This window comes from Streptomyces sp. WG5 (assembly GCF_049974565.1).
Taxonomy (GTDB): Bacteria; Actinomycetota; Actinomycetes; order Streptomycetales; family Streptomycetaceae; genus Streptomyces.
On sequence record NZ_JBNGGC010000006.1, the window covers coordinates 45,493 to 58,749 of the forward strand.

The window sequence follows — 13,257 nt, forward strand, 5'->3', positions numbered from 1 at the left end:
TCGGCAGCCGCACCTGCGTCACGGTCGGGTTCCGGCCCCGCCGGGCAGCGGACGGACAGCGGTCGGTCCACGCTCGGACACGCCCTCGCCCTCTGGCGAAGCGCCCTGTCGTGCCGGAGGCGGGGGAGGGGCGGCGAAGGGCGGTCGATAGCCTGCGGGAGCGAACGGAGCAGGGTCCGCACTCCCCGGATTCCCTCCGGGACGCGGTCCTGAGTGCCCGCCCGCCGGGCCCACGTCCGTAGACAGCGAGGTGAGAGGCCCCCATGTTCACCACCCGTCCCACCCTCCAGGGCACCTTCGGCATGGTGGCGTCCACCCACTGGCTGGCCTCGCAGTCGGCCATGGCGGTGCTGGAGGACGGGGGCAACGCCTACGACGCCGCCGTGGCCGGTGCCTTCGTGCTGCACGTCGTCGAGCCGCACCTCAACGGGCCCGCCGGTGAGGTGCCCATCCTGCTCGCCCCGGCCGGCGGCGAGGTGCGGGTGCTGTGCGGACAGGGGGTGGCACCCGCCGGGGCGACGGTCGCGCACTACAAGGGCCTCGGCCTGGACCTCGTCCCCGGCACCGGACCGCTCGCCGCCGCCGTCCCCGGTGCCTTCGACGCGTGGCTGCTCCTGCTGCGCGACCACGGCACCAAGCCGCTGGCCGACGTGCTGAAGTACGCCATCGGCTACGCCGAGCACGGGCACCCGCCCGTGGAGCGCATGACGCAGACCGTCGAGACCGTGCGGGAGTTGTTCGCGACGGAGTGGACGACCTCGGCCGAGGTCTACCTCCCGGACGGCCGTCCGCCGCGCCCCGGCGAGCTCTTCCGCAACCCCGCCCTCGCCGCCACCTGGAAACGGCTGCTCGCCGAGGCCGCCGGGGCGGGGGGCCGGGAGGCGGAGATCGACGCGGCGCGGGAGGTCTGGCGCACCGGGTTCGTCGCCGAGGCCCTCGTACGGCAGGCCGGGCGGCCCACCATGGACACCAGCGGCGAGCGCCACACCGGCACGCTGACCGCCGCCGACCTCGCCGGCTGGTCCGCGGCCTACGAGGCCCCGGCGACGTACGACTGGAACGGCTGGACCCTGTGCAAGGCCGGCCCGTGGAGCCAGGGACCCGTCCTGCTCCAGCAGCTGGCGCTGCTCCCGCCCGAGCTGCCCCGCTACGGCTCCGCCGACTACGTCCACCTGCTGGTCGAGGGGTGCAAGCTCGCCATGGCCGACCGGGAGGCCTGGTACGGGGACGCGGACGGCGCGGACGCGGTGCCGCTCGGCGACCTGCTGTCGCCCCGGTACAACGAGTCACGCCGCAAGCTCGTCGGTGACACGGCCTCCTTCGAGCTGCGGCCCGGCAGCCCGGGCGGGCGCACCCCGCGGCTCAGCGCCCACGCGCGCGTGGCGGCCGTCGAGGGAGAGGGCCTCGACGCCCTGGGGGTCGGCGAGCCGACGGTCGCCAAGAGCCCGACGTCCCCGGTACCGGGCGAACCGGACGTCGCCGGCGACGGGGGCACCCGCGGCGACACCTGCCACCTCGACATCGTGGACCGCTGGGGCAACATGGTCTCGGCCACGCCCAGCGGCGGCTGGCTCCAGTCCAATCCCGTCGTGCCCGAACTGGGTTTCCCGCTCGGCACCCGGCTCCAGATGACCTGGCTGGAGGAGGGCCTGCCCAACTCGCTCACCCCCGGCCGCCGGCCCCGCACCACGCTCACGCCCTCCATGGCCCTGCGCGACGGGGTTCCCGTCATGGCGTTCGGCACGCCCGGCGGCGACCAGCAGGACCAGTGGCAGCTGCACTTCTTCCTCGCGGTTGCGCTGCGTGCGCACGTGCGCGGCGGCCTCGACCTCCAGGGCGCGATCGACGCCCCGAACTGGCACAACGACAGCTTCCCCGGCTCCTTCTTCCCGCGCGGCATGCGGGCGGGCAGCGTGACCGTGGAGTCCCGGATGCCGGCGGAGGTCGTCGAGGAGCTGCGCCGCCGCGGACACGACGTGACGGTCGGCGACGCCTGGTCGGAGGGGCGGCTGTGCGCCGTCGCGCGGAACCCGGAGACGGGCGTGCTGTCGGCGGCGGCGAACCCGCGCGGAATGCAGGGGTACGCGGTCGGCCGCTGACACCCGGACCCCGTGTGCGTGGACTCACGACCACGTGATCGCGGACCCCCGAACCTCGTGTTCGTACCGATTCCACCCGTAGTACACCACCCGGGTGGGGATTGTCAGTGGGGCGTGCTCTCATGGAGTCATGATCGAGAACAACGAAACCATCGACGAGTTTCTCGCCCGGCACGCCGACGAGGTGGAGGACGCCGTCCGCAAGGCGGCAGCCCTGGAGATCATGCCGCGCTGGCGCCGGCTCGCGGCACACGAGGTCGACGAGAAGGCCGGCCCGCACGACCTGGTGACGGACGCCGACCGCAAGGCCGAGCTGTACCTCACCGAGGCCCTGGCCGCCCTGCTGCCCGGCTCGGTCGTGGTCGGCGAGGAGGCGGTGCACGACAATCCCGCCTCGTACGAGGCGATACGCGGCGAGGCGCCGGTGTGGATCGTCGACCCCGTCGACGGGACGCGGCAGTTCGTGCACGGTGACCCGGGCTTCTGCACGCTGGTGGCGCTCGCCCACCACGGAGTCGTGCACGCCTCCTGGACCTACGCCCCCGCCGACGACCGACTCGCCACGGCCGTACGCGGCCGGGGCGCCTTCCTGGACGGTGAGCGGCTCTACGCCGGCCCGCCCGAGCCCGGCCGCGACCTGCGGGTCGCCACGTCCCACCCGGACTACACGACCGACGAGCAGAAGCAGGCCCTGCTCGGCCTGCGCACCCCGGGCGTGGCACCTCGCCCCTGCGGCTCTGCGGGCCTGGAGTACCTGGCCGTGGCCCGCGGCGAGCTGGACGCCACGGCATTCAGCTGGGAAGCGGCGTGGGACCACGCGGCCGGTCTGCTCCTGGTGGAAGAGGCGGGCGGCACCCACCTCACCCGCACCGGCGAGCCCTTCCGCATCACGGGTGACAACGAGCTGCCGTTCACCGCGGCCCGCGACGCGGCCACGGCCCGCCGGGTGGTGGCACTGCTGGCGGGCGAGGCCTGACCGCCGGGGTCCTCTCCGGCACGGCAATTCCCGTGCCGCGGTGACCCGTTGCGTGATCGACTGTCGGTTCAGGCAGTCATCATCGGACACCGGAGTCACCTTGCCCATACATGTCACCGCCCTCACCGACCCCGACCGCACCCCGTCCAGCCATCGCCTCGCATGGCTGGCCTGCGGGGACGACGGCGACCCGCTCGGGTACGCGTTCCTGCGCCTGTTCACCAAGGAAGGCCAGGAACACCTGGCCGAGCTGCGGCTGAACGTGCACGCGGCGGAGCGGCGCGGGCGGGTCGGGACCCGGCTCCTGGACACGGCGGTGGCCGCCGCGCGGGAGGACGGCCGGCGGTCGGTGGTCGCGCAGGCCGACGCGGACACGCCCGGCGACCGCTTCCTCGCCGCGAGCGGCTTCCGCGTGGTGCTGGGACTGACCTACGCCCGGCTCGCCCTGGACGAGCCCGATGGCGGCCGGAGCGACGGGATACACGCGATCGCGGACCGGCCGCACCCCGGCTACCGCCTCGTGTCATGGCGCGGCACCGTCCCCGACGAGCTCGCGCAGACCTTCGCCGCGTCACGCCGCGCGCTGGACGACATGCCGATGGGGGAGACCGACTACGGCGTCGTGGTCTGGGACGTCGAACGGGTCGTGGCCGCCGCCAAGGCCGTCGCCGACCGCGGTGACCTGCTCACCACGGTGGCCGCCGTCGACGAGGCGGACGGCTCGATCGCCGGCTTCTCGGAGCTCGTCGTGCCGGGCGACGGCAAGGGCGACGGACTCCACTACGGCACCGGCGTACTGCCCGAGCACCGCGGCCACGGCCTCGGCCGCTGGATGAAGGCCGAGTCGATCCGCCTCGCCCGCACCCGGCACCCCGAACTCGCCGGCCTGGTCACCGACACGGCCGACGGCAACACACACATGCGGCGCATCAACGACGCCCTGGGATACGTGCCCACCCACAAGGCTCTGGAGTACCAGCTCGACCTGTGACGGCCGAAGCCGGTATCCGGTCACCACCGCCCGGGTGCCGGCCCGTCAGGCCGCCACCACCTCCTCGGCGAGGAACTTCTCCACGAACTCCCGCGCGCGACGGTCGAAATCGGCGTACTGCGCCTCACGCTCGGCGCCCGCGACCGCGTCGCCGACCAGCAGGTTGCCCTCGGCGTCCACGCGCTGCGGGCGCTCCTCCGCGTCGGTGAGCAGGCCGACGGTGGAGCGGGAGAAGCCGCAGTAGTAGGCGATGCCTTCGCTCAGGTTGGTCTCCAGGACGGACCGCATGCCCTCCACGACGGCGTCGTCGGCGGTGGCGCCGGCCAGACCCAGCCACAGGATGCGCTTGCCCGCGAGGCGGGGCTTGCTGCGGCCGTAGGCGAACCCGTAGTTCCACACGCGGTCGATCCACCCCTTGAGAACGGCGGGCACGCTCTGCCAGTACACCGGGAAGACGGCGACGACGACCTCGGCGGCGAGGATCCGCCGCATGTGGGCGCGCGTCTCGTCCGAGTACGGCTTCTCCCGGTCGCCCCAGTCCGGCTGGTCCGCCACGTTCATCCGCGGGTCGAACCCCTCGGCGTGCAGGTCGAGCAGGTCGACCCGGTACCCGGCGGCCTTGAGCCGGTCGGCGGTGCGACGGGCGGTGTGCGCGGTGAGGGAATCGGTGCGGTGGTGGGCGACGACCACGAGGGCCGTCCTGGCGTCGCTGCTGTGATGCGTCACGGTGTCTCCCGGCTGTTCTCGATCAGTTCGACGAGTCCAGTACAGCCGCGCTCAGGTAGATGATCCATGGGAGAAACTCTCGGAAACATAGGAGTTCGTCTACGATGTCTTCCGTGGATCCCCTGAGTTCGCTGCTGAGCGGCATCCGGGCCGAGGGCTCGGTCGTCAGTCACGCCGTACTGACGGCGCCCTGGACCATCCGCTTCGCCGACGGCGCGCCGCTCACCATGGTCAGCGTGCTGCGCGGCGGCGGCACCCTGCTGCTGCCCGACGGCACCGAGCGGGCCGTCGGCGTGGGCGACACGGCCATCGTGCGCGGTCCCGCACCGTTCTGCCTCGCGGACCGTCCCGGCACCGTCCACCGCCCGCACGCCGAGTACGAGATCGCCTGCTTCGCCCCGGAAGCCGAATGCACGGCCCAGGAACTCGGCGGCATCCGCTGGGGCACCGACCCGGACGGGGCGACCGCGCTGATCGTGGGTGCCTACCGCGCCTCCGGCCACCGCCACGAACGGCTCCTGCGCGCCCTGCCGCCGGTCCTGGTGATCAACGAGGACGTCGAGGTCTGCGCCTGGCTGGAGACGGCCGCCGCCGACGCCGCCCAGCACTCGGCCGGTTCCCAGGCGCTGATGGACCGGCTCCTCGACTGGGCTCTGGTCTGCACCCTGCGCAACTGGTTCGACCAGGCCGGCGCCGACGCGCCCAGCTGGTACCGCGGTCTCGCCGACCCGGTCCTCGCCCCCGCCCTCCAGGCCTTCCACGACCGGCCCGCCGCCCCCTGGACGGTGGCGTCGCTGGCCACGCGAGCCGGTGTCTCCCGGGCGCTGTTCGCCAAGCGCTTCACCCAGGTGATGGACCGGCCGCCCCTCGCCTACCTCACCGAATGCCGCATGGCCGACGCCGAGGCGCTGCTGGCCGACACCGACCTCGGCATCGCCGAGATCGCCAAGTCCGTCGGCTACGCCGACGCCTTCGGGTTCAGCGCCGCCTTCAAACGCCACAGAGGGCTGAGCCCCAGCGGGTTCCGGGCCGCCGCGGCGGCGTGAGCCCCGCCGCGGGCGGCGAGGCCACCCTCCCCGATGGCCCGGTGCGGCGCCCGGCGCGCGGTCCCGTCCACCAACGGCCGCGGGCTGTCGGATCCCGGGCATATCCTGATCCCCAGTGGCCATCGGCTGACGAAGGGGTCCGAAGGTGCCGTCGATGCTCGATGCGGTCGTGGTGGGAGCGGGGCCGAACGGGCTGACCGCTGCCGTGGAGCTGGCGCGCCGCGGCTTCTCGGTGGCCGTGTTCGAGGCCCGGGGCGCCGTGGGCGGCGGAGCCCGCACCGAGGAACTGACCCTGCCGGGCTTCCGGCACGACCCGTGCTCCGCGGCGCACCCGCTCGGCATCAACTCACCCGCCTTCCGCGACCTGCCCCTGGAGCGGTACGGACTTCAGTGGCTGCACGCCGCGCTGCCCATGGCACACCCCTTCCCGGACGGTTCGGCGGCCGTGCTCTCGCGGTCGGTCGGCGAGACCGCCGCCTCCTTCGGAGCGCGCGACGCCGGCGCCTACCGCAGACTCGTCGAGCGCTTCCTGCCCCACTGGGACACACTGGCCCGCGACTTCATGTCCCTGCCGCTCACCGCGCTGCCCCGCGACCCGGTCACCCTCGCCCGGTTCGGCCTGGTCGGCCTGCCCCCGTCGACGTGGCTGATGCGCCGGTTCCGCGACGACAGGGTCAAGACCCTCTTCGCCGGGCTCGTCGCGCACGTCATGGCCCCGCTCGGCGGCTTCGCGACCGGCGCCATAGGCATGGTCTTCGCCCTCGCCGCGCACGCCCGCGGCTGGCCCGTGGCCCGCGGCGGCTCCCAGGCCATCTCGGACGCCCTCGCCGCCTACCTGCGAGACCTCGGCGGCACCGTCCACACCGACTACGAGGTCAAGCGCCTCGACGACCTGCCGCCCGCCCGGGCCTACGTCTTCGACACCTCACCCACGGCCCTGGCCCGCATCGCCGGCCTCGGCAGCCACTACGCCGGCTACCGGTACGGGCCCGGCGTCTTCAAGATCGACTACGCGCTGGACGGCCCCGTCCCGTGGACCGCCGAGGAGCCCCGCACCGCCGGCACCGTGCAGATCGGCGCCGGCAGCGCGGAGATCGGCGCCGCACTGAACGCCGCCTCCCGCGAGGGCCGCGCCCCCGACGCGCCGTTCCTCATCACCACGCAGCCCAGCGTCGCCGACCCCACCCGGGCCCCGGAGGGCAAGCACGTCTTCTGGGCGTACGGACACGTCCCCAACGGCTGGACCGGCGACCTCACCGACGCCATCGAACGCCAACTGGAGCGCTTCGCCCCCGGCTTCCGCGACCGCGTCCTCGCCCGCGCCACCGCCGGACCGCCCGAACTCGCCGCCCGCAACGCCAACTACGTCGGCGGCGACATCGCCTCCGGCGCCGTCTCCGGCCTCCAGCTCCTGCTGCGGCCCAAGCTGTCCCTGTTCCCGTACACGACCCCGCACCCGGCCGTCTTCATCTGCTCGTCGGCCACCCCGCCCGGCCCCGGCGTGCACGGCATGTCGGGGCACAACGCGGCGAAGGCCGTCTGGCGGAGGCTGCGGCAGACATGACCACGGGACCGCGCCACCCGGGGGAGGGGAGATGACCACCCTCACGCTCGTCCAGGGCGACATCACCCGCGAGAGCGTCGACGCGATCGTCAACGCGGCCAACTCCTCCCTGCTCGGCGGGGGCGGCGTCGACGGCGCCATCCACCGGCGCGGCGGCCCCGCGATCCTGGAGGCCTGCCGCGAGCTCCGGCGCGGCCACTACGGCAAGGGGCTGCCCACCGGCCGGGCGGTCGCCACCACCGCCGGCGCACTGGAGGCGCGCTGGGTGATCCACACGGTGGGACCGGTGTACAGCGCGACCGAGGACCGTTCGGCACTCCTCGCCTCCTGCTACCGCGAGTCGCTCCGGGTCGCCGGCGAACTGGGCGCCCGCACGGTCGCCTTCCCGGCGATCTCCACCGGCGTCTACCGCTGGCCGATGGACGACGCGGCCCGTATCGCCGTCGAGACGGTGCGGAGCGCCGGGACGTCGGTGGCGGAGGTCCGGTTCGTCCTGTTCGACGACCGCGCGTACGACGCGTTCGCCGCCCGGATCGGCTGACGGAACCGGGCTCACCCGGCCCAGCCCCCAAGATGCTTCCCCACCTGGCTTGACGCTTCAATTGCGACTGATGTGCAATAACCCTGTACAGGCAACAAGTGTGGGGGAGACATGACAACCCGTCGGATACGAAGTGCCGCCGCCGCGGCGGCGTTTGCCGCCGGCGTCACCGCCTGCTCCGCACCCGGAGGCGGAACGGGCGAAGGCGGGGCCAAGGCGGCCGAGTCCGTCGTGATCGGGGTGGGCTCCGAGCCGGACACGCTCAGCCCACTGCTCGGCTACGGCAAGGACGGAAACTCCAAGATCTTCGACGGGCTGCTCGCCCGCGACACCGACCTGAAGCTGAAGCCCGCGCTGGCGAGCGCGCTGCCGAAGATCGCCGACGACGGCCGGACGTACACGTACACCCTGCGGGACGGCGTGAAGTTCAGCGACGGCGAACCGCTGACGGCCCAGGACGTGGTCTACACGTACCGCACCGTCCTGGACGCGAAGACCAACAGCACCGCCCGCAGCGAACTGGACGCGATCAAGGACGTCCGCGCGCACGGCGACGACACCGTCGTCTTCACCCTCAAGTACCCGTACGCGGCCTTCGCCGCCCGCACGGTGCTGCCCATCGTCCCCGAGCACGTGGCGGGCGGACAGGACCCCAACACCGGCGACTTCAACACCAGGCCCGTCGGCACCGGTCCGTACGTCCTCACGAACTGGAGCAAGGGCGAGAAGCTCGCCTTCAAGGCCAACCCCCACTACTGGGGCGGCAAGCCCGCGGTGAAGTCGTTCACCATGGCGGTCATCGCCGACGACAACGTACGCGCCACCCGCCTGCGCTCCGGCGACCTCGACGGCGCCGTCCTGCCGCCCAACCTCGCCGCCACCTTCGAGAAGGACGACGGCCGGCGCACGTACCGGGCGAAGTCCTACGACTTCCGGGCCGTCACCCTGCCCACCGCCGGCAAGGTCACCGGCGACCGCGCGATCCGGCGGGCCCTGGACGCCGCCGTGGACCGCCAGGCCATGGTCGACAAGATCCTCGACGGCGCGGGCCGGCCGGCGTACGGGCCGCTGCCCGTCGACGACCCCGCCTACGCGCGCGGCATCGAGCGCCCGCGCGACCTCGCCGAGGCGGAGCGCGTCCTGGACGAGGCGGGCTGGAAGCCCGGCTCGGGCGGTATCCGCGCCAAGGACGGACAGCGCGCCTCGTTCACCCTGTACTACCCGTCGGGCGACAAGGTCCGCCAGGACCACGCCCTCGCCTACGCCTCCGACGCCAAGAAGGCCGGCATCGAGGTGAAGGTGGAGGGCGCCACCTGGGAGGTCATCGAGCCGCGGATGAAGAGCGACGCGGTCCTGGCGGGCTTCGGCAGCGTCGGCGACCCGGACTTCGGCCTCTACACCCTGCTGCACTCCTCCCTCGCCGGCGACGGCTTCAACAACATGGCCCACTACGACAACCCGGTGGTGGACGATGCCCTCGACGCCGGCCGCCGCAGCCAGGACCCGAAGGTGCGCGGCGCCGCCTACGAGAAGATCCAGCAGGCGCTCGTGGAGAACCCCGGCTACACCTTCCTCACCCACATCGACCACCTGTACGTCCTCGCCGACCGCTGGGATGGACTGACCACGCAGCTGGAGCCGCACGAGCACGGCTTCGCCAGCGGGCCCTGGTGGAACATCGAGGACTGGCAGCCGAAGAAGTGACCCGGTCTCCTCGGCGGCTGCCCTGGGGGGCGATGGGACGGCTGGCCGGGCGGCGGGCCCTGTTCGCCCTGCCCATCGTCCTCGTCGTCACCTTCGGCGTCTTCGCCATCGCCGCCGCCTCACCGTTCGACCCCGTCAAGGCGTACGCCGGAACCGCCGCGCTCGGCGCCGACCAGGAGACCCTGGACCGGCTGCGGGACAACCTGGGCGTGGACCAGTCGTTCGTCGTCCGCTGGTGGGAGTGGCTGACCTCCGCCGCCACCGGCGACCTCGGCCACTCCGGGGTGATGCGCCAGCCGGTGGCGCAGGTCATCGGCGAACGCCTCGTCTGGTCCGCGCTGCTGTGCGCCGTCGCCTTCGCCGTCGCCGTCCTGGCCGGCACGCTCCTCGGTGTGCTGGCCGCCCGCCGCCCCGGCTCGATGCTCGACCGGGCCGTCACCTCGCTCGCGTACACCCTGGAGGCGGCGCCGGTCTTCTGGATCGCGCTGCTCGCCGTGTGGCTGTTCGCCCTCCAGTGGGACGTGCTGCCGGCCGGCGGCCTGACGGACACCGCGAGTGAACAGGTCACCTTCGGGCAGGTCGCCGGGCACATCGTGCTGCCCGCCGGGGTGCTCGCCGTCTCCCAGCTGCCCTGGTTCATCCTCTACGTACGGCAGGGCGTCGGTGACGCCCTCGCGGAGGACCCGGTGCGCGGGGCGCGGGCCCGCGGCATCGGGGAGGGCACCGTCCTGTTCGGGCACGCCCTGCGGTCGGGGCTGCTGCCGGTGCTCACCCTGATCGGCTCCCGCGTTCCCGAACTCATCACCGGCGCCCTGCTGGTGGAGACCGTGTTCAGCTGGCCCGGCATCGCCGCGGCCACCGTCGAGGCGGCCACCGCCGTGGACTTCCCGCTGCTGGCCGCCCTGACCACCCTCGCCACCGCCGCCGTACTCGCCGGCAACCTGCTCGCCGACCTGCTCTACGGACTGTTCGACCCGAGGGTGAAGCTCAGTGAAATGTGACTCCCATGGCTGACGCCGCCGCCGAGAAGGCCGGCGCCGCGTGGCGCTCCCACGGCGCCGACCGCCGCTCCACCCGCACGCTGCGCCTGCGCGTCTCCGCCGCGCTGCTGACCGTGACCGTCCTCGCCGTCCTGCTCGTGCCGCCGCTGGCGCAGCTCGACCAGCAGGCCGTCGACCTGGCCGCGAAGCTGCGGGCCCCCAGTTGGGAGCATCCGTTCGGCACCGACGACGTGGGCCGGGACCTGCTGCTGCGCTGCGTGTACGGCCTGCGCGTCTCCCTGCTCGTCGGGGTGGCGGCGGCGCTGACGGCCACCGTGGTCGGCACCGCCGTGGGAGCCACCGCCGGGGCGCTGGGCGGCTGGGTCGACCGCGCCGTCATGCGGGTCGTCGACACCCTGTCCTCCGTGCCCCACCTGCTGATGGGCATCTTCATCGTCGCGATGTTCCGGCCGGGCGTCTGGCCGGTGGTGATCTCCGTCGCGCTCACCCACTGGCTGTCGACCGCGCGCATCGTCCGCGCCGAGGTGCTGTCCCTGCGCTCGCGCCCCTACGTCGACGCGGCCGTCTCCGGCGGCGCGTCCCGGTGGCGGGTGGCGGTGCGGCATCTGCTGCCGGGTGTGCTGCCGCAGGCCGCGCTGGCCGCCGTACTGATGGTGCCGCACGCCATGTGGCACGAGTCGGCGCTGTCCTTCCTCGGGCTGGGCCTGCCCACCCACACCGCAAGCCTCGGCAACCTCATCCAGGAGGCGCGGGGTTCGCTGCTCGCCGGGCAGTGGTGGCCGACCCTCTTCCCCGGCCTGTTCATCATCGTCCCCACCCTCGCCGTCGCCGGTCTCGCCGGTGCCTGGCGGGAGCGGATCAACCCCCGTCGCCGATCGGAGCTGATGCTGTGACCGAGCGAGCCCCCGTGCTGTCGGTACGCGGTCTGTCGGTGCGCTTCCTGATGCCGGGCGGGCGCCGGATCGCCGCCGTCACCGACGCCCACTTCGACGTGGCGGCCGGCGAGTGCCTCGCCCTGATCGGGGAGAGCGGCTGCGGCAAGTCCGTCCTCGCCTCCGCCCTGCTCGGGCTGCTGCCCGGCAACGCGCAGACCGCCGGAGGCGCGCTCCTCGGCGACCTGGACCTGCTCGCCGCCGACGAGCGGACCTTCGCCCGCGCCGTACGGGGCCGGATGATCGGCCTGGTCCCGCAGAGCCCGGCCGCCCACCTCACCCCGGTCCGCACCATCCGCTCGCAGCTGGAGGAGACGGTCGCGGAACTCACCGCCGTCCGTGGCCGCGCGGCCCTGCGCACGGCCGCCGAGGCCGCCGCCGAGCGCGCCGCGTTCCCGGTGGACCACCTCGACCACCACCCGCACGAACTCTCCGGCGGCCTGGCCCAGCGCGCCGCCACCGCCCTCGCCCTCGTCGGCGACGCCCCGCTGCTGCTCGCCGACGAGCCGACCACCGGCCTCGACCGGGACCTGGTGGACCGCACCGTCGACGAGCTGAGGCGCCATGTCGACAACGGTGCGGCCGGGGACGGGGACGGCGCGGACCGTGCCCTGCTGATGATCACCCACGACCTGGCCGCCGCCGAACGCATCGCCGACCGGATCGCCGTGATGTACGCGGGCCGGATCGTCGAACTGGCCGACGCCCGCGACTTCTTCGGCACCCCCGGCCCCCGCCACCCCTACAGCCGGGGCCTGCTCGACGCCCTGCCCGACCGCGCCTTCGCCCCCATCCCCGGTCTGCCGCCCGAACTCGGCGCCCTCCCCGAGGGCTGCGCCTTCGCCGCCCGCTGCGACCGGGCGACCGACGTCTGCGCCGCGCTGCCGCCGCTGACCGCCACCGTCGCCTGCCACCACCCGCACGCAGCGCTCACGGAGGCCGCCGACCGTGCTTGAACTACGTGCCATCACCGCCGGGTACGACAGGAACGCGCCCGTGATCCGGGACGTCTCCCTGTCCGTCGCGCCGGGCGAGGCCGTCGGGCTGCTCGGCCCGAGCGGCTGCGGCAAGTCCACCCTCGCGCGTGTCGCGGCCCTGCTGCACCGCCCCCGGGCCGGTTCCCTCGTCGTCGACGGCACACCCGTACGGCGCTGGCGCCACCGCGCCCCGCGCGAGCAGCGCACCGCCTTCGGCGTCGTCTTCCAGCAGGCCCGGCTCTCCGCGGACCCCAGGCTGGCGCTCAGCGACCTGATCGCCGAACCCCTGCGCGCCACCGGCCGGCGCGAGGACGTCACCGACCGGGTCGCCGAACTCACCGCCGCCGTGGGCTTGACCACCGACCTGCTGAGCAGGCGCCCGCACGAGGTCAGCGACGGCCAGCTGCAGCGCGCCTGCCTCGCCCGCGCCCTGGTGCTGCGCCCGCGCTGGCTGGTGTGCGACGAGATGACGGCGATGCTGGACGCCTCGACCACCGCCGCCCTGGTCCGGGTCGTGGAGGACTACCGTGCCGCCACCGGCGCGGGGTTGCTGGCCGTCGGCCACGACCGCGTCCTCCTCGACCGCTGGTGCGACCGCACCGCGGAATGGGGCACTCTGACGCGCTCCTGAGCCCTTCCGGCCGATCATCCTCATGGACATGTATCGGTCAAGCGCGGTCCACGAGCGCAGCAGTCGGGG

The 13,257-nt window shown here is 73.8% G+C and carries 12 protein-coding genes; 11 read left to right on the top strand and 1 reads right to left on the bottom strand.

All coding sequences use genetic code 11. The features are described 5' to 3' along the window. Positions 1-263 precede the first annotated feature (263 nt). The 3 genes from ACP4IX_RS07955 (at position 264) to ACP4IX_RS07965 (ending at position 4,066) form a co-directional block, all read left to right on the top strand. Positions 264-2,099, top strand: coding sequence for a gamma-glutamyltransferase family protein (locus tag ACP4IX_RS07955; RefSeq protein WP_426555102.1), 1,836 nt, complete (start codon positions 264-266; stop codon positions 2,097-2,099). Between the two features lie 130 nt (positions 2,100-2,229). After that, complete coding sequence (locus tag ACP4IX_RS07960) at positions 2,230-3,075, top strand: inositol monophosphatase family protein (RefSeq protein WP_426555103.1); 846 nt, start codon at positions 2,230-2,232, stop codon at positions 3,073-3,075. A gap of 100 nt (positions 3,076-3,175) precedes the next feature. Next, entirely contained in the window at positions 3,176-4,066 is an 891-nt protein-coding gene (locus tag ACP4IX_RS07965) for an N-acetyltransferase family protein (RefSeq protein WP_426517794.1), read from the top strand. Between the two features lie 45 nt (positions 4,067-4,111). On the opposite strand, the gene ACP4IX_RS07970 is transcribed toward ACP4IX_RS07965, so the two are convergent. Beyond that, positions 4,112-4,792, bottom strand: coding sequence for an NAD(P)H oxidoreductase (locus tag ACP4IX_RS07970; protein ID WP_426555104.1), 681 nt, complete (start codon positions 4,790-4,792; stop codon positions 4,112-4,114). Positions 4,793-4,905: 113 nt separating this feature from the next. On the opposite strand from ACP4IX_RS07970, the gene ACP4IX_RS07975 reads away from it, so the two are divergent. The 8 genes from ACP4IX_RS07975 (at position 4,906) to ACP4IX_RS08010 (ending at position 13,188) form a co-directional block, all read left to right on the top strand. Beyond that, a complete protein-coding gene (locus ACP4IX_RS07975; protein ID WP_426517790.1) occupies positions 4,906-5,838 on the top strand; it encodes an AraC family transcriptional regulator in 933 nt (310 codons plus the stop codon). 154 nt (positions 5,839-5,992) lie between these two features. Continuing rightward, positions 5,993-7,402, top strand: a complete 1,410-nt coding sequence (locus ACP4IX_RS07980; RefSeq protein ID WP_426555105.1) for a phytoene desaturase family protein — start codon at positions 5,993-5,995, stop codon at positions 7,400-7,402. Positions 7,403-7,433: 31 nt separating this feature from the next. Beyond that, a complete protein-coding gene (locus ACP4IX_RS07985) occupies positions 7,434-7,943 on the top strand; it encodes an O-acetyl-ADP-ribose deacetylase (RefSeq protein WP_426517786.1) in 510 nt (169 codons plus the stop codon). 111 nt (positions 7,944-8,054) lie between these two features. Further along, entirely contained in the window at positions 8,055-9,647 is a 1,593-nt protein-coding gene (locus ACP4IX_RS07990) for an ABC transporter substrate-binding protein (RefSeq protein ID WP_426555106.1), read from the top strand. Positions 9,648-9,679: 32 nt separating this feature from the next. Further along, on the top strand, positions 9,680-10,648 hold the full coding sequence (locus ACP4IX_RS07995; protein ID WP_426555186.1) for an ABC transporter permease: 969 nt from the start codon (positions 9,680-9,682) through the stop codon (positions 10,646-10,648). A gap of 5 nt (positions 10,649-10,653) precedes the next feature. Continuing rightward, the gene (locus ACP4IX_RS08000; protein ID WP_426555107.1) at positions 10,654-11,541 is read left to right on the top strand and encodes an ABC transporter permease; all 888 of its coding nucleotides are present in this window, start codon (positions 10,654-10,656) and stop codon (positions 11,539-11,541) included. Beyond that, complete coding sequence (locus tag ACP4IX_RS08005; protein ID WP_426517780.1) at positions 11,538-12,536, top strand: ABC transporter ATP-binding protein; 999 nt, start codon at positions 11,538-11,540, stop codon at positions 12,534-12,536. The genes ACP4IX_RS08000 and ACP4IX_RS08005 overlap by 4 nt, the downstream gene beginning before the upstream one ends. Further along, positions 12,529-13,188, top strand: coding sequence for an ABC transporter ATP-binding protein (locus ACP4IX_RS08010; RefSeq protein ID WP_426555108.1), 660 nt, complete (start codon positions 12,529-12,531; stop codon positions 13,186-13,188). The genes ACP4IX_RS08005 and ACP4IX_RS08010 overlap by 8 nt, the downstream gene beginning before the upstream one ends. Positions 13,189-13,257: the final 69 nt, after the last annotated feature.